This is a genomic window from Tsukamurella conjunctivitidis (assembly GCF_007858475.1).
Classification (GTDB): domain Bacteria; phylum Actinomycetota; class Actinomycetes; order Mycobacteriales; family Mycobacteriaceae; genus Tsukamurella; species Tsukamurella conjunctivitidis.
In genome coordinates this window covers 105,425-129,628 of record NZ_VIGX01000005.1, presented here as the reverse complement: position 1 = coordinate 129,628, position 24,204 = coordinate 105,425, and the positions used below count along the sequence as shown (strand labels likewise).

Below are 24,204 nucleotides of genomic sequence, written 5' to 3'. Positions count from 1 at the left end.
GACCGTCGTCACCCGGCGAGCGGGAACTCCAGGTCCCGGGGCGGCAGTTCCACGCCGAGGCGGCGGGCCACCGTCATCCCGATCTCGGCGGTGATCCGCAGTTCCCGCGGATGCATGCCCGCGGCGAGCGCGTGCGCGAGGAGCTGCGCACCGCGGTAGCGCCGGTCCGCGGTGAGCGCCGCGTCGAGAGCGATCCCCGTGAGCGGTCCGTCGCCGCGGAGATAGCCCGCGGCGGCCACCAGGGTGGCCGCGGCGGCCCGGGGTGTGCCGCGCAACCGCCGGGCCAGTTCGGCGAACAGGAGACGGGCCTCGTCCGCCATCACGGTCAGACCCAGCGCCATCGCCGCATCGCGCACCGCCACGTCGAGCAGAGCGCCGCCGAGCAGGGCGACGTCGGCGTCCGAGAGCGTCGCACTGCGCTGCGCGGTGACGGCCCCGACCACGGCGGCCAGCAGCTCGCACGGGTCGCCGTCGGCCTCGTACGCGGCGGCGTCCCGGCACCGGTCGGCGGCGACCCCGGGACCCTCCTCCGCCAGCTGGTCGGTCAGTTCGGCGCGGGACCGGTGGACCGTGCGTCCCTCGATGACCGCCGCCAGCATCGCCGGTGAGGACGCCGGGTCCGGGAGCGGACCACTCTCACCGTGCCTGCAGACCCACCGCTGGCCGGCCGTCATCCGGTCCACCAGCACCACGTCGAGGATCTCGAGGTCCGGGTCGACCGCGCTCCGCGACCGTCCCGCATCCTCGAGCAGCTGCAGCAGCGCCGGGACCGCCCGCACGAGCGGACGATCGTCGACAGCGACGCAGAACAGCCGGTCGGCGCCCTGATTCCGCAGCAGGCCCACGGCCTCGGCGATGTGCGCCCGGCAGTCCTTCCGGAGCCCGCCCGACCGGTTCAGGCCGAGGTCGGTGCGGGCGGTGGCCCCGATCCGGCCGGTCACCTCGTCGTGCGTGAGGAGGACCACCGAACGCGTGGGATAGAAGCCCAGGAGTGCCGGGACGGCGGCGAGCAGCTCGCCGAGTGAGTCGATCTTCATGGCCGGATCCGAGTGATGTTTCGTCATGATCGAATGCTCACGGAAGGCGCGGACGGACACCGCCGGTGCGGCACCACTCATCCCCAGTTTGATTACGAAACGTTCTCCACGCTGGGCGTTGTGCACAGGATCGGGCATTACCGGACACCGGTGGGCGGGCGACCGACACGGGGAACCGGTGGGCGCTACTGTGAACCGCGTGATCGGCTTACCGCGGTTCTCGGACCGCACGCGCGACTGGTTCCTCAGCGGCATGTCTGAGCGGGCCGGCACCCACGTCGGACCCCACGCGACCGACGTGGAACACCCGCAGCCGTGGTGGAAGGTCATGTGCCTGACCGGCGTCGATTACTTCTCGACCCTCGGTTACCAGCCCGCCATCGCGTTCATCGCCGCGGGCGTCATCTCGCCCATCGCCACGCTGGTGCTCATCGCCCTCACGCTGTTCGGCGCACTGCCGGTCTACAAACGGGTCTCCCGCGAGAGCTTCAACGGCGCGGGGTCGCTCGCCATGTTCGAGAGGCTCCTGCCCTGGTGGGGCGGCAAGTTGTTCGTGCTGGTGCTGTTGGGTTTCGCGGCCACCGACTTCATCATCACGATCACCCTGTCGTCGTCCGACGCCGCCGAGCACATCGTCGAGAACCCCCTCGTCCCGTCGTTCCTGCACGGCGCGAACATCCCCATCACCCTGGGCCTCGTACTCGCCCTCGGGGTGATCTTCCTCAAGGGTTTCCGCGAGGCGATCGGCACCGCCGTCGTCCTCGTCACGGTGTACCTCTCGCTCAACGTGGTCGTCATCGGCGTCTCGCTGTGGCACGTCGCGGAGCGGCCGCAGAAGGTCCTGGACTGGCAGGATCTGCTGTGGTCCGAGCATTCGAATCCGCTCATGGTGATCGCGGTGGCGCTGATCGTCTTCCCGAAGCTGGCGCTGGGCCTCTCCGGCTTCGAGACCGGCGTCGCGGTGATGCCGCAGATCAAGGGCGACCCGAACGATCCCCCGGAGTACCCGGCCAAGCGCATCCGGGACACCGGGCGTCTCCTGACCACCGCCGCGGTGATCATGAGCGTCCTGCTCGCGACCTCCAGCTTCGCGACCACCGTGCTGATCCCCGCGGAGGAGTTCGAGCCGCACGGCGGCGCCAACGGGCGCGCCCTCGCCTGGCTCGCGCACGAGTACCTCGGGAACGGCTTCGGCACCGTCTACGACGTCTCGACGGTGGCGATCCTCTGGTTCGCGGGCGCCTCCGCCATGGCCGGCATGCTCAACCTGGTCCCGCGCTACCTGCCCCGGTACGGCATGGCCCCGCGCTGGGCCTCGGCCGTGCGGCCGCTCGTGGTGGTGCTCACCGTGATCGCCCTCGTCATCGTGCTCATCTTCGAGGCCGACGTGAACGCGCAGGGCGGCGCGTACGCGACCGGCGTCCTGGTCCTCATGACGTCCGCGGCGATCGCGGTGACGATCTCCGCGCGCCGCAAGCGGCAGACCGCGGCCACGTGGGGCTTCGGCCTGATCTCGGCGGTCTTCGTCTACACCACCATCGACAACATCATCGAACGGCCGGACGGCGTGCGGATCGCCGCGCTGTTCATCCTCGCGATCGCCGTCGTGTCGATCGGCTCGCGCGTGCGCCGCTCGTTCGAACTCCGCGCGTCGTCGATCACCTTCGATGAGAAGGCGCTCGAGTTCATCCGCGACGACGCCGCGGCCCAGCACGCCATCCGGATCGTCTCGCACGAGCCCGACGTCGACACCAAGAAGGAGTACCGCGACAAGGTCCGCGCCGAGCGCAAGTTCGGGCACATCCCCGGCCGCTCGCGGGTGATCCTGCTCGAGGTGTGGCCGCGCGACTCCTCGGACTTCGAGGAGGACCTGGAGGTCCGCGGCATCGAGAAGTTCGGCTACCGCCTGCTCAAAGTGCGCTCCGGCAGCATCGCGAACACCATCGCCGCCGTGCTCCTGTACATCCGGGACGAGACGGGCGTCGTGCCCGAGGTGTACTTCCAGTGGTCCGAGATGAACCCCGTCCTCAACATGGGCAAGTACCTCGTCGAGGGCTCGGGCGAGGTGGCCGCCGTCTGCCACGAGGTGCTCCGGCAGGCCGAGCACGACGCCAAACGTCGCCCGACGGTGCACGTCTCCTAAACGGGCCGGTACGCGAACGGCAGCTCGTGGTGCGCCACGGGGAGCGTCTCGACCCGCATCCACGGGTACCGCTGCCCGACGGTGCGCGCCAGCGCCGCGCCGTCGTGGTAGCGCGTCCGCAGCGCGAAGATCACGGTGACTCCCCCGCGGACCGCTTCCAGCGCGTCCAGCGCCGTGGCGGACGGGCGGCGCGGCGGTACGTACGTTCGCCGAGCGCCGTCGGCGACCGCTGCGGCGAGGCGACCGAGTTCGGGTGTCGGCGGCCAGTGGCCCCGGGTCTCCCAGATCGCATGGGCGCGCTGCCGCGAGCTCGACGGGGCCAGCAGGAGCGGTACCGCCCGGATCAGTGTGCTCGGTCGCATGGGAGCGAAGACGTCGGTCGGGTCGAGCAGGGTCATCGTCTCCACCCGCTCGGGGCGCGCGAGGGCGTACGCGACCGCGATCTGGGCGCCGTAGGAATGACCGAGTACCGCGGCGGCCGGAGCGCCGACACCGTCGAGGACCTCGTCGATCCAGGCCGGCCAATCGGCCCGAGTGCGGAAGGTGCGGCGTTCGGTGCCGCCCGCATCGCCCGGCAGGTCGGGGGCGATCACCCGGAATCGCTGCGCCAGGTCCGCTGCCTGCGCGAACCACACGGCAGCGGTACCACCACCACCGGGCAGACACAGCAGCGGCGGCGCGTCGTCCGGGCCGCAGCTGAGCACCTGGGTGCGGGCGAGGTCACCGTCGACGACGAGGCGCCGCACGGGCACGCCCCAGTCCCGCAGCACGGTGGCGTAGGCATCGGCGAGCTCGGATTCCATCTCATTCCTCTCGATCATCGAGATACTTGATACTCAAGGTAGTTGATATCCTCGCCCCGTGAGCGACAACGACCATCTCGTGCACGCACTGCGGGCGGCCGCCCTGCGCTGGGAGCAGGAGATCGCCGCCTTCGGCGGGCGGTACGACCTCGGCACGACGGACATCCGGGCGCTGATCGTCCTGCTCGATCTCGAGCGTGCCGACGCCCCCGCGACGCCGGGCGCGCTCGCCGGTGAGCTGCAGCTCAGCTCCGCGGCCTGCACGGCCCTCGTCGACCGCCTCGCCGCCGCCGGCCTCGTCGAACGCGGCCCCGACCCCGGCGACCGGCGCCGCGTACGGCTGCTGGTCACCTCCCGCGCCCGGGACATCGGCGAGGGCTTCTTCGCCCGTTTCCTCGGCCCGATCCGCGCCGCGGCCGCCGCCCTCACGCCCGACGAGGCCGCAGCGGTGGCACGATTCCTGGCCTCCGCGGTTACGCCGTGAGCGGAAACACGCGGCCACGGGGAATCGACACGATGCACGCGAGGTTGTCACTCGTGGAAAACTGGTAGCTCCCCCTCGCGGGGCGGCACGGTGAAGGAGTAGCGCATGGACGAGCAGTCCCACATGTACGAACTGGAGTTCCCCGGTCCCTCGGTCTCGGACACCGACGGCAACGGCCCCGTACTGGTGCACGCGCTCGACGGCTACGCCGACGCGGGGCACGCGCTGCGGCTGCTCCGGCAGCACCTCAAGGACAACCTCACCACCGAGCTGGTCGCGTCCTTCGACGTCGACGAGTTGATCGACTACCGCTCGCGCCGCCCCCCGATGACCTTCGAGGACGGTTTCACCGGCGTGGACGAGCCCGAGCTCAACCTCTACGCTGTGCGCGACTCGTCCGGTAAGCCCTTCCTCCTCCTCGCCGGTGCCGAACCCGACCTGCGATGGAACGGCTTCGTCAGCGCCGTCGCCGGCCTCGCCGAGCGGTTCGGCGTGCGCACCGTCGTGGGCCTGCACGCGATCCCGATGGCCGTGCCGCACACCCGGCCCGTGCCGGTGACCGCGCACGGCAACAAGCCGGAGCTGCGCAGCGAGCTGCGCTCATGGGACGGCGGCACCATGCGCCTGCCCGGCAGCGCCGCCGGACTGCTCGAGCTGCGCATGGCAGACAAGGGCTACGACACGCTGGGCCTGTCGGTGCACGTGCCCCACTACCTCGCGCAGAACGACTACCCCGAAGCCGTCCTCGGCATGTTGGGCGCGCTCCGCAGCTCCGTCGGCCTCCAACTGCCCGACGGCGAGCTCTCGGTGGAGGCTGCGGAACTGCGCGAGCAGATCGACGCCCAGGTCTCGTCCAGCTCGGAGATCTCCTCGGTGGTCGAGGCGCTCGAGCAGCAGTACGACGAGGCCGCCACGCAGCCGCGCGAGCTGCTCATCGCCGACGGCGAGGCGATTCCGACCGGCGACGACCTGGCCAGCGAGTTCGAGGCCTTCCTCGCCGAGCAGGCCGGCGACGAGGGCGAGAACGGCGACGCCTCGTGACCCAGGTGCGTCAGCGCGTCGCGCTGATCCACGGCCACCGCCGGGCCTACCGGATCGGGGGCACCGGGCCCGCCCTGCTGCTCATCCACGGGATGGCCGACAACTCGTCGACGTTCGAGCCGATCCTGGACCGCCTCGCCGAGCGGTACACGGTGATCGTGCCCGACCTGCTCGGGCACGGCCTGTCAGGGCGCCCGCGCGCCGATTACTCGCTGCCCGCCTTCACGAACGCCATGCGCGACCTTCTCCTCTATCTGGGCGTCGAGCGCGCCACCCTGGTCGGGCACTCGTTGGGCGGCGGCATCGCCGGCCAGTTCACCTACCAGTACCCCGAGATGGTCGAGCGCCTCGTCTTCGTCAACACGGGAGGCGTCACGCGCTCGGTCTCCCCCGTGCTCCGCGCAGTCTCGCTGCCGTTGTCCGAGATCGCGATCCGCTCGCTCGCCCTCCCCGGTGCGGTGCCCATCGCGAGCGCCGCCCTGGAGCTGCTCGGCCGCGTGCCGCACCGGCTCTTCATCGACAACGCCGAATGTGCTCGCGTCCTCGCCGGCCTGCCGCACGCCGGCACCCCGCGCGCCTTCGCCCGAACCCTGCGCGCGGTCGTCGACCCGCTCGGGCAGGTCGTGACGATGCTCGACCGCACGTACGTCGCCGAGACGGTGCCGGTGCTCGTCGTGTGGGGCTCGGACGATCCGATCATCCCCGTCGAGCACGCCCACCTGCTGCACGCCTCATTGCCGTCGTCGCGGTTGGAGATCTTCGACGGTGCCGGCCACTTCCCGTTCCGCAGCGACCCGGAGCGGTTCCTCACGGTACTGACCGACTTCATCGACGGGACCGCGCCCGCGCGGCTCACCGTGGCCGACCTGCAGACCGCGCTGCGTCGTGACGCCGACCTCGACGCCGAGGCCGAAACGCCGGCGTAACCGGCGAAGGCCCGGACCGTAATCACGCCCGCCCACACTGACGAGACGTCAGTGACGAGGAGGCCGCGATGAGTTCCGACGTTCTGCCCTTCCGGGCGCGCCCGTACGTACCCGACCTGTGTTTCGCGACGATCCACGGCCACCGTCGCGCCTACCGGATCGGCGGTACCGGACCCGCCGTCCTGCTGTTGCACGGCATCGGCGACAACTCGCTGGTGTGGGACCTGGTCCTCGCGCCGCTCACCGACCGGTTCACCGTGATCGCCCCGGACCTGCTCGGACACGGCCTCTCCGACCGTCCGCGCGCCGACTACTCGGTCGCGGCGTTCGCCAACGGCATGCGCGATCTGCTGTGCTACCTGGGTATCGAGCGCGTCTCGATCGTCGGCCATTCGCTGGGCGGCGGGGTCGCCGGGCAGTTCGCCTACCAATTCCCGGAGATGGTCGAGCGCATCGCCTTCGTCGCGCCCGGCGGGGTGGATCACGACGTCTCGCCGCTCCTGCGGCTCCTCTCCCTGCCCTTCGCCGAGCAGGTCGTCGCGCTCACCGCCCTCCCGGGCGCCAAGCAGGTCCTGGCGGCCGCACTCCTCGCGGCGGCGGCCGTGCCGAGCCCCGTGCGCCCCGACGCGGCCCAACTGCTCCGTGCGCTCGATCGGATGCCGAACACCGCGTCCCCCCACGCCTTCGCCCGGACCCTGCGGTCCGTGGTGGACCTGCGCGGGCAGGTGGTGACGATGCGGGACCGCTGCTACCTGACCGCCGAGGTGCCGACGCTCGTGGCCTGGGGCGCCGACGACTCGATCATCCCCGCCTCGCACGCCGAGGTCCTCCGGGAGGCGCTGCCCGCGGCGCGGGTGGAGGTCTTCGACGGCGTCGGGCACTTCCCCATGACCGAGGCCCCGGATCGCTTCCTCGCCGTGCTCACGGACTTCCTGACGTCGACGACCCCGGCCCGGCTGGCGCGGACGCACCTGCGCGACGGGCTCCGCTCGGCCGCCGGCGTCGCCGTCGCCGCACCCGCCCAGGAGCTGGGCTGAGCGGCCACGATCGCGGCCCGTAGAGTGAGATGAGTGAACCTCATCGACCTGCTGCCGGCTGATCCGACGGCCGACGCGGTCTTCGAGGCCTTCCTGGAATGGACCGAGGATCGCGGCATCACGCTGTACCCCGCCCAGGAGGAGGCACTGATCGCGGCGTGCTCGGGCGCGAACGTGATCGTCGCGACGCCCACCGGTTCCGGCAAGTCCCTGGTGGCGATGGGTGCCCAGTTCGCCGCGCTCGCGCAGGGCCGCCGCACCTACTACACCGCGCCGATCAAGGCCCTGGTCAGCGAGAAGTTCTTCGCCCTGTGCGAGGTCTTCGGCACCGAGAACGTCGGCATGGTCACGGGCGACGCCGCGGTGAACGCCGACGCGCCGATCGTGTGCGCCACCGCCGAGATCGTCGCCAACGTCGCGCTGCGCGAGGGCGCCGGCTCCGACATCGCGCAGGTGGTGATGGACGAGTTCCACTACTACTCCGAGCCCGATCGCGGCTGGGCGTGGCAGGTGCCCCTCATCGAGCTCCCCCGCGCGCAGTTCGTCCTGATGTCGGCGACGCTCGGCGACACGTCCTTCTTCGAGGAGGACCTCACCCGGCGGACGGGGCGCGAGACCGTACTCGTGGCCGGAGCGGAACGCCCGGTACCACTGCACTTCTCCTACTCGACGATGCCCGTCCAGGATCAGATCGTCGAGCTGGTCACCACCCACCAGGCGCCGGTCTACGTCGTGCACTTCACCCAGCAGGCGGCGGCCGAGCGGGCGCAGGCACTGATGTCACTGCCGCTCGCCACCAAGGAGCAGAAAGCCGCGATAGCGGCGGCGATCGGGGACTTCCAGTTCACGACGGGCTTCGGCAAGACGCTCTCACGGCTGATCCGCTCGGGCATCGGCGTGCACCACGCCGGCATGCTCCCCCGCTACCGGCGCCTCGTGGAGAAGCTGGCCCAGGACGGGCTGCTCAAGGTCATCTGCGGCACCGACACGCTCGGCGTCGGCATCAACGTGCCCATCCGCACCGTCTACCTGACGGGGCTCACCAAGTTCGACGGGAACCGCACCCGCCACCTGCGGGCGCGCGAGTTCCACCAGATCGCCGGCCGCGCCGGGCGCGCCGGATTCGACACGATGGGCACCGTCGTCGTGGCGGCACCGGACCACGAGATCGAGAACGCGCGCCGCGAGGCCAAGGCGGGCGGGGACCCGGCCAAACTCAAACGCGTCCAGCGCCGCAAGCCGCCCGAGGGCTTCGTCTCGTGGGGCAAGGCGACCTTCGAGAAACTCGTAGCAGCCGATCCCGAGCCTCTGGCCTCCCGGTTCTCCGTGACCAACTCGATGCTCCTCAACGTGATCGCCCGGCCGCAGAACTGCTTCGAGTCGATGCGGCACCTCCTGGAGGACAACCACGAATCGCGTCGGAATCAGTTGCGGCACATCCGCACCGCGATCACTCTGTTCCGCGGCCTGGAGTCCGGCGGCGTCGTCGAGCGGCTCGCCGAGCCCGACGAGGACGGCCGGCACGCGCGGCTCACCGTCGAGCTGCAGCCCGATTTCGCCCTGAACCAGCCCCTCGCGCCGTTCGCCCTGGCCGCGCTGGAGCTCCTCGACCCCGAAGAACCCGACTACGCGCTCGACGTGATCTCGGTGATCGAGTCGGTGCTCGACGACCCCCGGCCGGTGCTCCGCGCGCAGCAGAACGCGGCGCGCGGCGCGGCGGTGGCGGAGATGAAGGCCGACGGCATCGACTACGACGAGCGCATGGCACTACTCGAGGACGTGACCTACCCGAAGCCGCTGGAGGACCTGCTGGTCCCCGCGTTCGCGACCTACGCGGCCGGACACGCCTGGGTGACGCAGTTCGAGCTCTCGCCGAAATCGGTGGTGCGCGAAATGATCGAACGCGCCATGACCTTCAACGACCTGGTCTCGAAGTACCAGCTCGGCCGGTCGGAGGGCGCGGTGCTGCGGTACCTCTCGGACGCCTTCCGCACGTTGCGGCACACGGTCCCGGAAACGGCCCGCACACCCGAGCTCGACGACTACATCGCCTGGCTCGGCGCGCTCGTGCGGTACGTGGACAGCTCGCTCGTCGACGAGTGGGAGGAGATGACCTCCCCGGACCCGGTGCAGGCCCACGCCTCCGCGCCGGAGATCGGGCGCTCCACGTCGCTGACCTCGGACGAGCGGGCGTTCGCGGTGATGGTGCGCAACGCACTGTTCCGCCGTGTCCAACTCGTCGCCGAGGAGGAGTACGACCAGCTGGACGCGATGGACCCGGGCGTCGACTGGTACGCGGCGTTCGACGACTACTACGAGGAGTACGACGACATCCTCACCGGCGCGGACGCCCGTGGGCCGCAGCTCTTCTCGCTCGACACCTCGATGCCGCGGGCGTGGCGGGTGCGCCAGACGATCGCCGATCCCGACGGCGACCACGGCTGGGCGATCACCGCCGTCGTCGACCTGCCCGCGTCCGACGAGCGCGGCGACGTCGCGCTCGTGGACGTCGAAGTCGTGGCGGGCTGAATCAGCCGCGAGCCACCGCATCGAGGCCCGCGAGGGACTGATCGAGATACTCGGGCGGGAACGGCGGCATGGCGCCGACGAAGTCCCGGAAGGACTGCGGAGTGTCGGTCCAGTCGTAGGTCAGCGTGACCTCGGTGCCGTCGCCCGACGGTGCCAGGTCGTACCGCCACCACCAGCCGCCGGCCTCCCACTCGCCGCCGGCCGGGGTCTGGCCGGGCAGCCAGCCGATGGTGCGGCCGGGCTCGAAGGCGGAGACCTTGTTCTCCATGACGTAGTCGCCGCCCGCCTGCTCGAGGTACATGTTCACCGAGAACATCTGCCCGACGTGATCGAGCGGGGCGGAGTCCACCGCTGTGCGCACCCAGTCCGTGGGCTCGATGTCCTGGTGGTGCGCCGGATCGGCGAGGACGGCGAAGACCCGCTCGGGGCTGGCGGGGATGACTCGGGTGGCGGACATTTGCTCGGACATGGCGGCTCACTCTCTCCGGTGTCTCCACGGCGCGCCTGGGGCGGCGCGTCATGTTCACAGCGTACACATGAGCGCGTGCGCCGGTGCCCGATCGGAGGAATCCGTGCGCTGGTCCGCCCGTGCGGCGGAGCGCGGCTCGGCCTGCAGCCGCCGCGGACCTACTTCCGCCGGGGGCGGTTACGAGCCGCGCGCGCCTCGGCGACGCGCTGCTCCTCGGCGCGCACCGCATCGAGACCCGCTCGCTCGTCGACCAGCCACTGCGGCGGATCCGCGAGCAGAGCGGCGATCTGCTCGGAGGTCATCGCCGCATCGACTCCGGCGCGCTGGAGGCCCGAGATCGACACGCCCAGACGGGCCGCGACGAGGTTCTTCGGGTGCGGCCCGTTCTTCCGCAGGTCCTGCAGCCACTGCGGCGGCTCCGCCTGCAGCGCCGCCAACTCGTCGCGGGTGATCGAGTTCTCCTGGAACTGGGCCGGCGTGGCGGGCAGGTACACGTCCAGCTTCTTCGCCGCGGTCGCGGGTTTCATGGACTGTGCGTTCGGCCTGCTCATGCCGACCAGCCTATCGGTAATCTCATGCCGTGACCTCATCGCTCCCGCCGGACCTACGGCTCGGCTACGTCCCCGGCGCCACGCCCGCCAAATGGGCACGCATCTGGGGCGAGCGGCATCCCGACGTCCGTCTCGTCCTCGTCCCCGTCGAGGCCGCGAAGGCGGCGGGCGCGGTTCGCGACGGCGCCGTCGACCTGGCGCTGCTGCGCCTGCCCGCGGAGACGGACGGGCTCGCGACGATCGCGCTGTACGAGGAACAGGTGGTCGCCGTCGTGCCGAAGGACCACCACGCGGCCGCCGCGGACGAGCTCACGGCCGCCGATCTCGACGACGAGCCGACCGTGCTCCCCCGCGACGACGCCCTGCGCTGGGACGGCGCCCCGGGCGTACCGGTCGAGCATCGGCCGGACACCACGGAGGCCGCGATCGAGCTCGTCGCCGCCGGGTTGGGCGCGCTCATCGTGCCGCAGTCGCTCGCCCGGCTGCATCATCGCAAGGACCTCACCTACCGGCCCATCACCGATGCGCCCGGCTCCCCCGTGGTGCTCGCGGTCCCGGAGGGTGAGCAGGCCGAGGCGGTCGCGGAGTTCATCGGCGTCGTCCGCGGACGGAAGGCCGGCTCCTCGCGCGGCCGCGCGGAACCGGCCCCCAAGCGCACCGCGCGGGAGAAGACGCTCGCCAAGCAGGCGGCGCGCGCCGCGGCCGGGAAGAAGCCGGGGGCGACGAAGGGCGGGCCCGGCAAGCGGCCGCGCCGCTGATCAGCCCAGGAACTCGATCCACTCGTCGACGGCGAGCACCTCGGCCTGGCGCGGGAAGACCTTGCGCACCAGCACGCGGTGCACCTCGGGGTCGTGGTCGGCGCACGCATCGGAGAGCACCGTGAGGCGGTAGTCGAGATCGCCCGCGTAGCGGACCGTCGACAGCACGACGCCGCTCGTCGAGATGCCCGCGAGCACCAGGTGGTCGGCCCGCAGGCCGCGCAGGACGACGTCCAGATCGCTGCCGCTGAACGCTCCGAACCGGCGCTTGACCACGACGGGCTCCCCCGGCAGCGGCGCCACTTCGGGGACGATGGCGGTCAGCGGCGACACCTCGGTCATCGAGTCGCCGCCCTCCCGGATCGGAGCGAAAGCCCGGTTCGTCGGTGGGATCTCGGGGTAGTCGGGCCGGAAGGCCACGCGCACGTGCACCACGGGGACGCCGTGGTCCCGCGCCGACGACAGGGCGCGTGCGGCGGACCCGAGCGCGGCCGCGCCGGCGCGCTCGGCACCGTCGACGATGCCGCGCTGATAGTCCATGAGCAGGAGGACGGAACGGTCGGAAGCCATGCGCCCAGGCTAGCGCTCAGCGCAGGGCATCGAGGTCCAGCCGGACGACGAAGGGCTCCGCCGTCTCGGCGACGCCTGTGTACGAGGATGATTCGTACCAGCCGTCGACGAGGGTGAGTATCTCGAGACGCACGTCGGTGCCGTCGAGATCGACGATCCAGTAGTCGGGCCCCCACCTGAATCTCCGTGTACGACGACGAGTCCTACCTCAAGGCGTCCCACTCCCCCAGCGACTGGAGGTGCGGGCGGGTCGCAGGGGGCCATGCTACGCCGGATTCTGTGAGGTCACAGGGGCGATTCGGCGGCGGCGCGGGCGATCTCGGCGAGGCGGGTGAAGCCCTCGGTCTTCGCGCTGGAGGCCCGGTAGGCGAGGCCGATCCGCCGGCCCGGCGCGGGCGCGGCGAACCGCGCCGTCGCCAGGTCGGTGCCGCGGAGCTCGACGGCGACCGCGGGCTCGGGCAGCAGCGTCACGCCGAGGCCGCCGGAGACGCACTGCACGATCGTGGCGAGCGAGGCGGCGCGGGTGTCGCCCATGACACCGACGCCCTCCTCCGCCTGCCGGCACAGGTCCAGCGCCTGGTCACGCAGGCAGTGCCCCTCATCGAGGAGAAGGAGCGGCAGGCCGGAGAGGTCGTCCGCGGTGAGGTCGTCGCGGCCCGCGAGCGGATGCCCGGGCGGCACGACCAGAACGAATTCCTCGTCGTAAAGAGGGATCTCGGCGATGGACGCGCTGTGCACCGGCAACGCGAGGACGGCGACGTCGATCCGTCCGGAGCGGAGGGCGTCGAGCAGGCGCGCCGTCTGGTCCTCGACGACGGTGACCGCCAGGTCCTCCACCTCCGCCCGGAGCTGCGGCAGGAGGCGGGGCAGCCGGTACGGGGCGACCGTCGGGATCATCCCGAGCCGGAGCGTGCCGCGGAGCTCCCCGGTGAGACCGGCCGCCGAACTCACCAGCTCCGCGGCGGACGAGACGATCACCGAGGCCTGCTCCAACAGCGCCATCCCCGCCTCGGTGATCAGCACCTTGCGCGTGCTGCGCTCCACCAGCTGCACACCGAGTCCCGCCTCGAGCGACGCCAGCGCCTGGGATAGCGACGGCTGGCTCACGCCGAGCGACGTCGCCGCGGTCCCGAAGTGGCGCGAGCGTGCCACTGCGACGAAGGCGCGCAGTTGCGCGAGGGTCGGCTGGTAGGGCTGATCGGACATGCCTATGAGTCTAATCCGGTCGATCGCCCGTCCTTTGCACCGTCACCCTGAGAGCGCCTAACGACCCGGCGGGCGGGCGCGAAACCTGGTACGAGGAGTTCGTCCACGAAGTGCAGCGGGGAGCCGTCGACCAGGTACTGCTGCCGAACACCTCGTCGAGCTCGAGCACTGACGAGACGGAGGCGGCTGGGTGGCCGCACGCCTCCTCTGATCGTCGGAGAACCTCGGTGCATCAAGGCCTCCAAGAACCCGCTTCCTGGCGGGTGGCGTGATTCACGCGGTTCCACAGATTGATCTGCCCGATGGCGAGGACGAGCGCGGCCAGCTGGGCCGCATCGAACTCGTCCGCGGCGGCGTCCCACAGCTCGTCGGGCACCGCGTCGGGGTTGCCGGCGAGCGCGGTGAGCTGCTCCGTCAGCTCCAGCGCGATGCGCTCGGCATCGGAGAAGTAAGGCGTGTGCCGCCACGCGCCGACCGCGAAGAGCTTGTCGTCGGAGGCGCCGTGCTTGCGCGCCATCCGCCAGTGCCCGTCGAGGCAGGTGCTGCAGCTGTTGAGCTGGCTCGCCCGCATGTTCACCAGCTCGAGCAACTCGGGCGAGAGTCCCGAGGCGGCCACCGCCTCTCCCAGCCTCGTCAGCGCGTCCATCGCGCCGGGGAGGGTGAAGGCGGGGTTGGTCATCCGTGCGGTCATCGTGGTCTCCTTCGTCTGTCACACTCGGGGCGATCACCCCGTCACCTCCATGACGGATCGACGACGGAGGATGTGACAGATGGATCTCGACGACTTCGAAGCAGCGCGGCCGCGGCTCATCGCGGTGGCCACGCGGATGCTCGGCTCGGCCGCGGACGCGGAGGACGCGGTGCAGGAGGCGTGGCTGCGCGCCGACCGGGCGGATGGGGACGGCACCGTCGACAGCCCGACCGCGTGGCTCACCACCGTGGTCTCCCGCATCTGCCTCGACCGCCTGCGCGCCCGCCGCGAGACCGCGCCGCTCGACGACGTCGACCCGGTCGATCCAGGGCCGTCGCCGGACACCGAGGTGCAGCTCGCGGAGTCCGTCGGCGCGGCGATGGGTGCAGTGCTCGACGACCTGGCGCCCGCTGAGCGCGTGGCCTTCGTGCTGCACGACGTCTTCGCCGTCCCCTTCGACGACGTGGCGGCGGTCCTCGGGAAGAGCCCCGCCGCGACCCGCCAGCTCGCGAGCCGGGCGCGCCGCCGCGTCGCGGGCACGCCCCGGCCGGACGCCGCGCGCGCCGACGCGGTGCGCGCCTTCCTCGCGGCCTCACGCGACGGCGACTTCACCGCGCTCGTCGACCTGCTCGACCCCGACGCGGTCTTCCGCACCCGTACCGACGACGCCTCGTCGGTGCTCGTCGGGGCGCCGGCCATCGCCGAGGCCTTCCTGTTCAAGGCGAAGACGGCCCTGGTCGCGCTGATCGACGGCGTGCTCGGCTACACCGTGCGGCTGCCCGAAGCGCCCGGCTACCTGCTGCTCGGCGACGTGACCTTCACCCCCGACGGCCGCATCGCGGCGCTGGACGTCACGCTGCGCACCGACGAGGTCGCGGGCAGCGAGGTCGTCCCGCTCTGACCCGGGAACGACGGTGCCCGCCCCTCGAGAGTGAGGGACGGGCACCGTCGAGCGCGAAGACCTAGTGATCGATGGCCTTCTCGACACCGACACCGGTGAGCGAGCGGACCTCCATCTCGACCGCCTTGTCGGCGAGCTCGGTATCCGGCTTGCCGAAGAGCGTGCCGAGGACGGCGAGGCCGAAGCCGATCGGGATCGACACCAGGCCCGGGTTCTCGAGCGGGAACCAGTGGAAGTCGAGCGACTTGAACATCGACGTCGGCTTCCCCGAGACGGCGGGCGAGAAGACGATCAGCACGATCGCCGAGATGAGCCCGCCGTACATCGAGAGCACCGCGCCCGTGGTGTTGAACCTCCGCCAGAACAGGGAGAACAGGATCGTCGGCAGGTTCGCCGAGGCCGCGACGGCGAACGCCAGGGCCACGAGGAAGGCGATGTTCTGCCCCATCGCGCCGATCCCGAGGATGATCGACACGATGCCGATCACGACCACGGTGATCCGCGAGACCCGCACCTGCGACTCCTCGGACGCCTTCCCGTGTTTGATCACGCCGTTGTAGATGTCGTGCGCAAGGCTGGCCGACGCGGTGATCGCGAGGCCGGCGACGACGGCGAGGATCGTCGCGAAGGCGACCGCCGAGATGACCGCCATGAGAATGGTGCCGCCGAGCGAGAACGCGAGCAGCGGTGCCGCGGAGTTGACGCCGCCGGGGGCCTTGGCGATCACGTCGGCACCGACGTACGCCGCGGCGCCGAAGCCCAGCACCAGAGTGAAGATGTAGAACGCGCCGATCAGTCCGATCGCCCAGGTGACCGAGCGCCGCGCCTCCTTCGCCGTGGGCACGGTGTAGAATCGCATCAGCACGTGCGGCAGGCCCGCGGTGCCGAGAACGAGCGCCAGCGCCAGCGAGATGAAGTCGAGCTTGGTGGTCTCGGTCTTGCCGTACTTGAGTCCGGGCTCGATGATCTTCTCGCCCGACGTGCTGCCGTCGATCGCCTTCTGCAGCAGATCCGAGAAGTTGCCCTTGACCGCGGCGAGCACCATGAGGGTCATCAGCAGCGCGCCGCCGACGAGGAGCACGGCCTTGACCATCTGGACGTAGGTGGTGCCCTTCATGCCGCCGACCAGTACGTACAGGATCATCAGGACGCCGACGACGGCGACCACGATCGCCTGGCCCGTGGTGCCCTTGATGTTGAGCAGCAGCGAGACCAGGCCACCCGCGCCGGCCATCTGCGCGATCAGGTAGAACAGCGAGACCGTGAGGGTCGCGAGTGCGGCGGCCATCCGCACGGGGCGCTGCTTGAGCCGGAAGCTCAGCACATCGGCCATGGTGAACTTGCCGACGTTGCGCAGCCGCTCGGCGACGAGCAGGAGCGCGACCAGCCAGGCGACGAGGAAACCGATCGAGTACAGGAAGCCGTCGTAGCCCTGCACGGCGATGGCGCCGCAGATGCCGAGGAAGCTGGCGGCCGAGAGGTAGTCACCGGCGATGGCGAAGCCGTTCTGCGGGCCGGTGAACGTGGCGCCGCCGGTGTAGAAGTCGGTCGCCTTCTTCGTGGTGCGGCTCGCCTTGATGACCAGGCCCATGGTGACGCCGATGAACAGCAGGAAGATGAGGATGTTCAGCGTCGTGGAGCCGACCTGCTGGCCGACCTCGATCTTCCGTGGATCGAACGCGAGGAGATCGGTCACTTGCCCGCCTCCCCGTCCTTGAGCTCGCCCTCGATGTGCTCGCGCAGCTCGGTTGCCATCGGGTCGATGGTCGTGTTCGCGAACCGGACGTACGCCCAGGTGATCGCGAACGTGGTGACGAACTGCCCCAGGCCCATCACCAGCGCGACGTTGATGTTGCCGAACAGCTTCTGGCTCATGAAGTCGTGCGCGTACGTGGCGAGCAGCACGTACAGGACGTACCAGGTCAGGAACGCGACGGAGACCGGGATGACGAAGCGCGCCAACCGACTCCGGAGTTCGTGGAATTCCTTGCTGTCGTAGGCGCGCTGATAGACCGCAGCCGTATCCTCTTCGTTCACGTGCGAAAGTGTGGCACGGACCACATTCCCCGGGGGTTTGAATCGGTCACAAACGCGATGCAACCCCTTGCAACTGACCCCGGCTCCGCCCCGGCCCGGCCCGGCGCCGACCACGAAGGCGAGGCGCCGGAAACCCCGGGTCAGGCGTCGAGCGCCCGCCTCGTCGCCGCGGCGATCTCGGCGACCTGCTCGTCCGTCGTGATCAGAGCCGGCGAGTACTGGAGCGTGCCCAGGCCCGCGGCGCGGCCGGAGACGCCCTGTGCCCGCAGCTTCTTCACCATCGCCATGGCCTCCGCGGGCTCGTGCAGCTGCACCCCCGCGACGGCGCCGACGCCGCCCCGCACGTCCTTGACCTTCGGGTGGTCGGCGAGACCGGAGAGCTCCCGCAGGAGGGTGGACTCGAGGCGCAGCGCCTCCGTGAGGAGGTTCTCCCGCTCCATGATGTCCAGGACCGCCATCGACGCCGCGGCGGCCGCCGCGTGCCCGCCGTAGGTGTAACCGTGCCGCCACCACACACCGCCGGAGTAGAACGGCTCCGCCACGCGCGGCGCCACGAACAGGGCGCCCATCGGCACGTACCCGCTGGTGAGCCCCTTCGCGGTGGTCATCAGGTCGGGCTGCAGGTCGAACCTGCTGGACGCGAACCAGGCGCCGCCGATGCGACCGAAGCCCGTGATCACCTCGTCGGCGATGAACAGGACGTCGTGTTCGCGGCAGATGTCGCGCACCTCGCGCAGGTAGCCCTCGGGCGGCGGCAGCAGACCGCCGGCACCGATCACCGGCTCGGCCACGAACGCCGCGATCGCGTCGGCGCCGACCCGCTCGATGAGACCGAGGAGCTCCTTGGCGTCGTCCCACGCCACCGTCGCGGTGTCGTCGAAGAGCACGCCGCCGTAGCCCTCGGCGTTGACCGGGATACCGCCCAGGCTGGTGCCGCCCACGTGCATGCCGTGGTAGGCGTTCGAGCGCCCGACGATGAGCTTCTTCTCCGGCCGGCCCATCTCCTGCCAGTAGCGGCGGGCGAGCTTGATCGCCGAGTCGACCGAATCGGATCCGCCGGAGGTGAAGAAGATCTTGCTGTCCGGGACCGGGGCGATCGACTGCAGGCGGTTCGCCAGCGCCACCGTCGTGTCGGTGGCCGCGTCACCGAAGCCCGTCACGTGCGCGACCTTGAGCAGCTGCTCGCGCACCGCGTCGGCGACCTCGGCGCGACCGTGCCCGACGTTGGCGAACCACAGGCCGGCGGTCGCGTCGAGGTAGCGATTGCCATCGGTGTCGAAGACATGGGCGCCCTCGCCGCGCGCGAAGACGAAGGCACCGTCGCGCTGCACGGCCCCCATGTCCGCGAAGCCGTGCCAGAGTGCCGATGAGGTCGTGGGTCCCTGTCCGCTCATAGGCCTAAAATAGAGCAAATGACTGAGCACGAGACGCGCACCGCACGACGCGGCGCAGACGCGGCGCAGCTCCCCTCTCCCTCGAAGCGTGATCTGTACGCCGCGCTCGGCACCGATGCCGCACCCGCTGTGACCCTCCGCGACGAGACCCGCCTGCGGGGGAAGATCAAGCGCGCGAAGGACTCCGACCTGGCGCGTCTCGAGCGCGACGTCGCGGCGGCCCGCGAACGCTTCGCCGTGCGGAAGGCGGCGGTGCCGGCCATCGTCTACCCGGAGAACCTGCCGGTGAGCGCCCGCCGCGACGAGATCGCGAAGGCCATCACCGAGAACCAGGTGATCATCCTCGCGGGCGAGACCGGCTCGGGGAAGACCACGCAGCTGCCCAAGATCTGTCTCGAGCTCGGCCGCGGCGTGCGCGGCATGATCGGCCACACCCAGCCCCGCCGGCTGGCCGCCCGCAGCGTCGCGGAGCGCATCGCCGAGGAGACGACGACGGAGCTCGGCGACACCGTCGGATACGCGGTCCGATTCACTGACAAGGTCTCTCCGAAGACCTCGGTCAAGCTCATGACCGACGGCATCCTGCTCCGGGAGCTCACCCGCGACCGGCTGCTGCGCGACTACGACACGATCATCATCGACGAGGCGCACGAGCGCAGCCTCAACATCGACTTCCTGCTGGGCTACCTGCGGCAGCTCCTCCCCCGCCGGCCCGATCTCAAGGTCATCGTCACCTCCGCCACCATCGAGCCGGAACGGTTCGCCGCCCACTTCGCGCGGCCCGACGGTGCGTCCGCTCCCGTGATCGAGGTCAGCGGCCGCACGTACCCGGTGGAGATCCGGTACCGCCCGCTCGACGAGATGACCGACGATGCGGAACCCCTCGACCAGGTCACGGGCATCGTGCACGCCATCGACGAGCTCTCCCGCGAGGCGCCCGGCGACGTGCTCGTCTTCCTCTCCGGCGAGCGCGAGATCCGCGACGCCGCCGAGGCACTGGAGGCGAAGTACGGATCCCGCGGATCCGCCGGACGACACGGCGCCGTCGAGATCCTGCCGCTGTACGCACGCCTGTCGTCCGCGGAGCAGCACCGTGTCTTCGCCCCGCACACGGGGCGCCGGATCGTGCTCTCCACCAACGTGGCCGAGACCTCGCTGACGGTGCCCGGCATCAAGTACGTCGTGGACACGGGCACGGCGCGCATCTCCCGGTACTCGGTGCGCACCAAGGTGCAGAGGCTACCGATCGAGCCGATCTCGCAAGCTTCGGCGCAGCAGCGCTCCGGTCGCTGCGGCCGCACCTCCGACGGCATCGCGATTCGGCTGTACTCGGAGGACGACTTCGACGCGCGGCCCGTCTACACCGATCCCGAGATCCTGCGGACGAACCTCGCGTCGGTCATCCTGTCGATGACCGCGCTCGAGTTGGGCGAGGTCTCCGCCTTCCCCTTCGTCCAGCCGCCCGACGAGCGGGCCGTCCGCGACGGCACGGCGCTGCTGGAGGAGCTGGGGGCTCTCGAGGTCGCCGGGAGCGGAGCGAGCGGGGCCGGTAGCAGCAGCCGCTCCGAGGGGCACAAGCGGCTCACCGCCGTCGGCCGCCAACTCGCGGACCTGCCCGTGGATCCGCGGATGGCGCGGATGCTGGTCGCGGCGCGCGAGTTCGGTGTCCTGCCGGAGGTCCTCGTCATCGTCGCCGGCCTATCGATCCAGGACGTGCGCGAGCGGCCGGCCGAGCACCGCCAGGCCGCCGATGCGCAACACGCGCGTTTCGCCGACCCCACCTCGGACTTCCTCTCGTACCTGAACCTGTGGCGGCACCTCGGCGAGCGCCGGGCCGAAGTGAGTTCGAGCGCCTTCCGCCGCGAATGCCAGCGCGAGTTCCTGCACTACGTGCGCATCCGCGAATGGCAGGACCTCCAGGGCCAGCTCCGGCAGATCTGCCGGGACCTCGGGTGGAAACTGGAGTCCCTGGGCCGGGAACCGGCACCGTCGCCCGACCTGATCCATCAGGCCATGCTCGCCGGGCTGCTGTCCCAGATCGGACTGCGCGAACCGGACGGCAGGGAGTTCCTCGGCGCGCGAGGCGCCAAGTTCCTGGTCTTCCCCGGCTCCGCGCTCTCCAAGAAGCCGCCGCGGTTCGTCATGGCCGGCGAGCTCGTGGAGACCTCGCGACTCTTCGCCAGGACCGTCGCCAGGATCGAGCCCGAGTGGGCCGAGAAGCTCGCCGGACCGCTGGCCAAGCACCACTACTCCGAGCCCCACTGGTCGACCAAGCGCGAGGCGGTACTCGCCAAGGAGCGCGTCACGCTCTTCGGCGTGCCGCTGGTCGCCGACCGCACGGTGAACTTCGGCCGGATCGACCCGGTGGCCGCTCGGGAGCTGTTCCTGCGGCACGCACTGGTCCAGGGCGAATGGCGCACCCGGCACCCGTTCTTCGCGCGCAACCGGGCTTTGCTCGACGACGCCGAGTATCTGGAGGACAAAGCGCGACGCCGCGACATCGTCGTCGACGAGGACGGGCTGTTCGACTTCTACGACAAGCGGGTGCCCGAGGGCATCGTCTCGGCACGGCACTTCGACTCGTGGTGGAAGAAGGCCTCGAGGACCGAACCCGACCTGCTGGACTTCACCGCGGACGATCTCCTCGGGGACGGCGCCGCCGATGTGACCGCGGAGGCCTACCCCACCTCGTGGCTGCAGGGCCGTATCGAGGTGCCGCTGAAGTACCGTTTCGAGCCGGGTGCCGCCGATGACGGCGTCACCGCCCGGATCCCCGTCAAGGACCTCGCGACGGTCCGCGCCGACGGCTTCGAGTGGCTCGTGCCCGCGATGCGCGAGGAACTGGCCGTGGCGCTGATCAAGTCGCTACCGAAGCAACTGCGCCGCGAGGTGGTGCCCGCGCCGGACTTCGCGGCCGCGGCGCTCGCGCGCCTGACGCCCCGGGCCGAGCCGCTCATGGAGGGGCTCGCGCGCGAGTTGACCCAGCTGTCCGGCACCGTCATCCGCGCCGGCGACTTCTCCCTCGCCGCGATCCCCGATCACCTGCGCGTGACCTTCACGGTGATCGGCGACGACGGCCGCGTCCTGGGCTCCGGCAAGGATCTCGACGCGTTGAAGCGCTCCCTCGGCGCCGCCGTGCAGCAGGATCTTTCCAGCCGTGCCGGCGCGTACGAGCGGGCACCTGCGAAGCAGTGGACCGCGGACACGCTCGGGGACGTGCCGCGCACCATCGACACCGAGGTCCGCGGCAGCCGCGTCACCGGTTTCGGCACGCTCTACCCCGATGGTGACGCCGTCGGCGTCAAGGTGGTGGCCGCCGAGAGCGAGCAGGCCGTGCTCATGGGTGCGGGCCTCGACGTGCTCCTCGGACACGCGCTCCCCGCGGCGCACAAGTCGGTGCTGCAATCGGTCGGGCAGCGCGAACGGCTCGCGCTCTCGCAGAGCCCGTACGCGACCCCGATGGATCTCGTCGCGGACTGCCGCCGGCGCGCGATCACCGATCTCCGCGCCGGCGCGGGTCTCGCCTGGACCCCCGACGAGTTCGCCGCCCTCACCGCGACGGTCCGCGCCGGGCTCGGCGCCGAGGCGCAACAGGACTTCGCACACGTGGCCGCGGCGGTGGCGACCGCGACCGAGGTACGCGGGGCCATCGCTGCGGCTCCCCCGGCACTCCGGGAGGCCGCGGACGACATCGCGGAGCAACTCGACTCGCTGCTCTTCCCCGGCTTCGTCGCCGCGACGCCCGGGGCGCACCTGCAGCACCTTCCCCGGTACGTGGCCGGCGCCGCCGCGCGGTGGGCGGCGCTCCCGGGATCCATCGACAGGGACGACCGCGGGATGTCGACGCTCGACCGCGTCTACGGCGCCCTCACCGCGAAGCTGGACGCGCTGCCCGAGCACCGCAGGGATGCCGCGCACGAACAGGTGCACTGGATGATCGAGGAACTCCGGGTCAGCCTGTTCGCCCAGTCCTTGGGCACCGTCGGCTCGGTCTCGGAGAAGAAGGTGCTGGCCGCGATCGCGGCGCTGACCTGAGCACCCGGCGCATCCGCGGGCCGGTCGCGCCGGATCAGGCCGCGTCGGTGGGGTCCGCCGCCGCGGCGCGGGTGCGGAGGTCGCGGATGGCGGCCTCGAAGTCCTCGATGGACGAGAAGCTCTGATAGACCGAGGCGAAGCGCAGATAGGCCACCTCGTCCAGGTCGCGCAGCGGCCCCAGGATCGCGAGGCCGACCTCGTTCGCGGGCACCTCGGCCACGCCCATCGCGCGAATGGTCTCCTCGACCTGCTGTGCGAGCTTGTGCAGGTCGTCCTCCGCCACATCCCGTCCCTGGCACGCTCGCCGCACGCCCTTGACGACCTTCTCGCGGCTGAAGGGCTCGGTGACGCCGTTGCGTTTGACGACGGCCATGACGGCGCTCTCGACGGTGGTGAAGCGGCGCCCGCATTCGTTGCACGAGCGGCGCCGGCGGATCCCCTGACCGTCGTCGAAGACGCGCGAATCGACCACCCTGGTGTCCTCGTTCTTGCAGAACGGGCAGTACATCGGTCCACCTCCCGCGCGGCTGCGCTCGGACGTCCGGCGGGGCAGCTGCAGCACGGTGGCCCCTGCCACCGCCGTGCCCCGCGATCTCGACTCCGAGAATACTCGGCGCGGGAACGGCACCACGTTGTCGAGGTGGGCCGAGCGCCCGCCCTGCCGGGAATCCACTATCACCATGCGGGTGGTCATCTGCGTCTCCTTCGCTCGTGGGTGGCGGTCAGTACCGGGGCGTGATGAGGGTCTGGCCGGCGTGCACGCGGCCGTCCCGCAGGCCGTTGATCTCCGCGATCTCCGCGACGACGGCGGCCTGGGCGCGGTCGGGCGCGATCTCACGGGCGATCTGCTCGAGGCTCTGCCCCGTGCGGACCGTCACGATCGAGGTCAGGGCGGGCTGCGCCGCGGTCGGCGTCGGCTCCGCGGAAGAGGACCCGCCGAAGAGCACCAGCAGGCCGGCGAACACGCCCGTGGCGAACAGCACACACGCGGCGAGCGACGGGCCGGGCGCCCGGCGGGCGCAGCCGTCGGCCCGCGAGTAGCCGCGGGGTGCACGGCGCGCCGCGGAACGCACGCCCGGGCGTTCGACGGTCCGCCGGGCGGATCCGCGTGCACCCGTCACGCGGACCGCCGCCGGCTCCGTTCGAATCCCGCCGTCGAGAACGTCGTTCGACGAGGTGATCGAAGACGAAGCGACGTCCACGGAACGACTGCGCGCCAGCCGCGGCGAGACCCCGCGGGCCCGGGTGGCACCGCGCCGGCCCGCAGCTGCGGAGCCGTGCCGCACCAGCGCCTGCGCCTCCGCGGCGGCCTCCTGTGCTGCAGTGATGACGTCTCGATCGATGATCGCGGTCATGGTCTCTCCTGAAGTCGGTAGCGGTTCCTTCTCGCTCACCCACAGGTCTATCGGAGGGGACTGACAAGTTTTCAATCCAGCCCCACCAGTCACACCGAAGTGCGTGCAAGTGTTCGAGAGAACTTCTGTTCGATTTCTACCACACCCCTCGAGCGAGGGGAAGACACGCGGGGAAATTTCTCGAACAGATGTTTGTCAGCACGTCCGGCCTGGACTACAGTGGAGTCGGAACCGAAC

21 protein-coding genes are annotated in these 24,204 nt (G+C 70.9%); 9 read left to right on the top strand and 12 right to left on the bottom strand.

All coding sequences use genetic code 11. The annotated features are described in order from the left end of the window. Window positions 1-8: 8 nt before the first annotated feature. Complete coding sequence (locus FK530_RS11335) at window positions 9-1,037, bottom strand: DUF4192 domain-containing protein (protein WP_158645080.1); 1,029 nt, start codon at window positions 1,035-1,037, stop codon at window positions 9-11. A gap of 253 nt (window positions 1,038-1,290) precedes the next feature. Between FK530_RS11335 and FK530_RS11330 the strand changes: the two genes are divergently transcribed. Continuing rightward, window positions 1,291-3,180: an APC family permease gene (locus tag FK530_RS11330; protein ID WP_223120361.1), complete on the top strand. Its 1,890-nt coding sequence runs from the start codon at window positions 1,291-1,293 to the stop codon at window positions 3,178-3,180. On the opposite strand, the gene FK530_RS11325 is transcribed toward FK530_RS11330, so the two are convergent. After that, complete coding sequence (locus tag FK530_RS11325; protein ID WP_146487122.1) at window positions 3,177-4,001, bottom strand: alpha/beta fold hydrolase; 825 nt, start codon at window positions 3,999-4,001, stop codon at window positions 3,177-3,179. The genes FK530_RS11330 and FK530_RS11325 overlap by 4 nt on opposite strands. A gap of 40 nt (window positions 4,002-4,041) precedes the next feature. Here FK530_RS11325 and FK530_RS11320 point away from each other — a divergent pair, with 40 nt between their 5' ends. The 5 genes from FK530_RS11320 to FK530_RS11300 all read left to right on the top strand — a co-directional run bounded on the left by FK530_RS11320 (window position 4,042) and on the right by FK530_RS11300 (window position 10,000). After that, window positions 4,042-4,467 carry a MarR family winged helix-turn-helix transcriptional regulator gene (locus FK530_RS11320; protein WP_146487121.1) on the top strand — a complete coding sequence of 142 codons (426 nt, stop codon included), beginning with the start codon at window positions 4,042-4,044 and terminating at the stop codon, window positions 4,465-4,467. A gap of 105 nt (window positions 4,468-4,572) precedes the next feature. Beyond that, the gene (locus tag FK530_RS11315) at window positions 4,573-5,508 is read left to right on the top strand and encodes a proteasome assembly chaperone family protein (protein ID WP_146487120.1); all 936 of its coding nucleotides are present in this window, start codon (window positions 4,573-4,575) and stop codon (window positions 5,506-5,508) included. Beyond that, the gene (locus tag FK530_RS11310) at window positions 5,505-6,434 is read left to right on the top strand and encodes an alpha/beta fold hydrolase (protein WP_146487119.1); all 930 of its coding nucleotides are present in this window, start codon (window positions 5,505-5,507) and stop codon (window positions 6,432-6,434) included. Before FK530_RS11315 ends, FK530_RS11310 begins: the two co-directional genes overlap by 4 nt. Before the next feature lie 68 nt (window positions 6,435-6,502). After that, entirely contained in the window at window positions 6,503-7,471 is a 969-nt protein-coding gene (locus tag FK530_RS11305; protein WP_146487118.1) for an alpha/beta fold hydrolase, read from the top strand. Between the two features lie 33 nt (window positions 7,472-7,504). Continuing rightward, window positions 7,505-10,000: a DEAD/DEAH box helicase gene (locus FK530_RS11300; RefSeq protein ID WP_146487117.1), complete on the top strand. Its 2,496-nt coding sequence runs from the start codon at window positions 7,505-7,507 to the stop codon at window positions 9,998-10,000. A 1-nt stretch (window position 10,001) separates the two neighbouring features. Here the strand turns inward: FK530_RS11300 and FK530_RS11295 are convergent, their stop codons facing one another. Both FK530_RS11295 and FK530_RS11290 read right to left on the bottom strand, forming a co-directional pair. Further along, window positions 10,002-10,469: an SRPBCC family protein gene (locus FK530_RS11295; RefSeq protein WP_146487116.1), complete on the bottom strand. Its 468-nt coding sequence runs from the start codon at window positions 10,467-10,469 to the stop codon at window positions 10,002-10,004. Window positions 10,470-10,627: 158 nt separating this feature from the next. After that, a complete protein-coding gene (locus FK530_RS11290; protein ID WP_146487115.1) occupies window positions 10,628-11,020 on the bottom strand; it encodes a DUF5997 family protein in 393 nt (130 codons plus the stop codon). 29 nt (window positions 11,021-11,049) lie between these two features. On the opposite strand from FK530_RS11290, the gene FK530_RS11285 reads away from it, so the two are divergent. Further along, complete coding sequence (locus FK530_RS11285; protein ID WP_146487114.1) at window positions 11,050-11,778, top strand: LysR family transcriptional regulator substrate-binding protein; 729 nt, start codon at window positions 11,050-11,052, stop codon at window positions 11,776-11,778. Here FK530_RS11285 and FK530_RS11280 read toward each other — a convergent pair whose 3' ends face one another. The 3 genes from FK530_RS11280 to FK530_RS11270 all read right to left on the bottom strand — a co-directional run bounded on the left by FK530_RS11280 (window position 11,779) and on the right by FK530_RS11270 (window position 14,245). After that, window positions 11,779-12,348 (bottom strand): cysteine hydrolase family protein, encoded by a 570-nt coding sequence (locus FK530_RS11280; RefSeq protein ID WP_146487113.1) that lies wholly within the window; start codon window positions 12,346-12,348, stop codon window positions 11,779-11,781. It abuts the gene before it with no gap. Between the two features lie 285 nt (window positions 12,349-12,633). Next, window positions 12,634-13,554, bottom strand: a complete 921-nt coding sequence (locus tag FK530_RS11275) for a hydrogen peroxide-inducible genes activator (RefSeq protein ID WP_146487112.1) — start codon at window positions 13,552-13,554, stop codon at window positions 12,634-12,636. 232 nt (window positions 13,555-13,786) lie between these two features. After that, window positions 13,787-14,245, bottom strand: a complete 459-nt coding sequence (locus FK530_RS11270; protein ID WP_146487111.1) for a carboxymuconolactone decarboxylase family protein — start codon at window positions 14,243-14,245, stop codon at window positions 13,787-13,789. 79 nt (window positions 14,246-14,324) lie between these two features. Here FK530_RS11270 and FK530_RS11265 point away from each other — a divergent pair, with 79 nt between their 5' ends. Further along, window positions 14,325-15,146, top strand: a complete 822-nt coding sequence (locus FK530_RS11265) for a sigma-70 family RNA polymerase sigma factor (protein ID WP_146487110.1) — start codon at window positions 14,325-14,327, stop codon at window positions 15,144-15,146. Between the two features lie 61 nt (window positions 15,147-15,207). Here the strand turns inward: FK530_RS11265 and FK530_RS11260 are convergent, their stop codons facing one another. The 3 genes from FK530_RS11260 to FK530_RS11250 all read right to left on the bottom strand — a co-directional run bounded on the left by FK530_RS11260 (window position 15,208) and on the right by FK530_RS11250 (window position 18,577). Beyond that, complete coding sequence (locus tag FK530_RS11260) at window positions 15,208-16,842, bottom strand: monocarboxylic acid transporter (protein WP_146487109.1); 1,635 nt, start codon at window positions 16,840-16,842, stop codon at window positions 15,208-15,210. After that, window positions 16,839-17,183, bottom strand: a complete 345-nt coding sequence (locus tag FK530_RS11255) for a DUF485 domain-containing protein (RefSeq protein ID WP_146487108.1) — start codon at window positions 17,181-17,183, stop codon at window positions 16,839-16,841. The genes FK530_RS11260 and FK530_RS11255 overlap by 4 nt, the downstream gene beginning before the upstream one ends. Before the next feature lie 140 nt (window positions 17,184-17,323). After that, window positions 17,324-18,577: an aminotransferase family protein gene (locus FK530_RS11250; protein ID WP_146487107.1), complete on the bottom strand. Its 1,254-nt coding sequence runs from the start codon at window positions 18,575-18,577 to the stop codon at window positions 17,324-17,326. A gap of 18 nt (window positions 18,578-18,595) precedes the next feature. On the opposite strand from FK530_RS11250, the gene hrpA reads away from it, so the two are divergent. Beyond that, window positions 18,596-22,612, top strand: a complete 4,017-nt coding sequence (hrpA, locus tag FK530_RS11245; RefSeq protein ID WP_146487106.1) for an ATP-dependent RNA helicase HrpA — start codon at window positions 18,596-18,598, stop codon at window positions 22,610-22,612. Between the two features lie 34 nt (window positions 22,613-22,646). On the opposite strand, the gene nrdR is transcribed toward hrpA, so the two are convergent. Then, window positions 22,647-23,120 carry a transcriptional regulator NrdR gene (gene nrdR / locus FK530_RS11240; RefSeq protein WP_146487291.1) on the bottom strand — a complete coding sequence of 158 codons (474 nt, stop codon included), beginning with the start codon at window positions 23,118-23,120 and terminating at the stop codon, window positions 22,647-22,649. Between the two features lie 214 nt (window positions 23,121-23,334). Further along, window positions 23,335-23,967, bottom strand: coding sequence for a LysM peptidoglycan-binding domain-containing protein (locus FK530_RS11235; protein ID WP_146487105.1), 633 nt, complete (start codon window positions 23,965-23,967; stop codon window positions 23,335-23,337). Between the last annotated feature and the right edge of the window lie 237 nt (window positions 23,968-24,204).

What these genes read in the sequence shown, in the direction of transcription:
- FK530_RS11265 (WP_146487110.1), top strand. Translation starts at nt 14,325, where the DNA reads ATGGATCTCGACGACTTCGAAGCAGCGCGGCCGCGGCTCATCGCGGTG.
- FK530_RS11290 (WP_146487115.1), bottom strand. Translation starts at nt 11,020, where the DNA reads ATGAGCAGGCCGAACGCACAGTCCATGAAACCCGCGACCGCGGCGAAG.
- FK530_RS11280 (WP_146487113.1), bottom strand. Translation starts at nt 12,348, where the DNA reads ATGGCTTCCGACCGTTCCGTCCTCCTGCTCATGGACTATCAGCGCGGC.
- FK530_RS11270 (WP_146487111.1), bottom strand. Translation starts at nt 14,245, where the DNA reads ATGACCGCACGGATGACCAACCCCGCCTTCACCCTCCCCGGCGCGATG.
- FK530_RS11305 (WP_146487118.1), top strand. Translation starts at nt 6,503, where the DNA reads ATGAGTTCCGACGTTCTGCCCTTCCGGGCGCGCCCGTACGTACCCGAC.
- nrdR (WP_146487291.1), bottom strand. Translation starts at nt 23,120, where the DNA reads ATGTACTGCCCGTTCTGCAAGAACGAGGACACCAGGGTGGTCGATTCG.
- FK530_RS11335 (WP_158645080.1), bottom strand. Translation starts at nt 1,037, where the DNA reads ATGAAGATCGACTCACTCGGCGAGCTGCTCGCCGCCGTCCCGGCACTC.
- FK530_RS11250 (WP_146487107.1), bottom strand. Translation starts at nt 18,577, where the DNA reads ATGAGCGGACAGGGACCCACGACCTCATCGGCACTCTGGCACGGCTTC.
- FK530_RS11275 (WP_146487112.1), bottom strand. Translation starts at nt 13,554, where the DNA reads ATGTCCGATCAGCCCTACCAGCCGACCCTCGCGCAACTGCGCGCCTTC.
- FK530_RS11325 (WP_146487122.1), bottom strand. Translation starts at nt 4,001, where the DNA reads ATGATCGAGAGGAATGAGATGGAATCCGAGCTCGCCGATGCCTACGCC.
- FK530_RS11330 (WP_223120361.1), top strand. Translation starts at nt 1,291, where the DNA reads ATGTCTGAGCGGGCCGGCACCCACGTCGGACCCCACGCGACCGACGTG.
- hrpA (WP_146487106.1), top strand. Translation starts at nt 18,596, where the DNA reads ATGACTGAGCACGAGACGCGCACCGCACGACGCGGCGCAGACGCGGCG.
- FK530_RS11235 (WP_146487105.1), bottom strand. Translation starts at nt 23,967, where the DNA reads ATGACCGCGATCATCGATCGAGACGTCATCACTGCAGCACAGGAGGCC.
- FK530_RS11315 (WP_146487120.1), top strand. Translation starts at nt 4,573, where the DNA reads ATGGACGAGCAGTCCCACATGTACGAACTGGAGTTCCCCGGTCCCTCG.
- FK530_RS11295 (WP_146487116.1), bottom strand. Translation starts at nt 10,469, where the DNA reads ATGTCCGAGCAAATGTCCGCCACCCGAGTCATCCCCGCCAGCCCCGAG.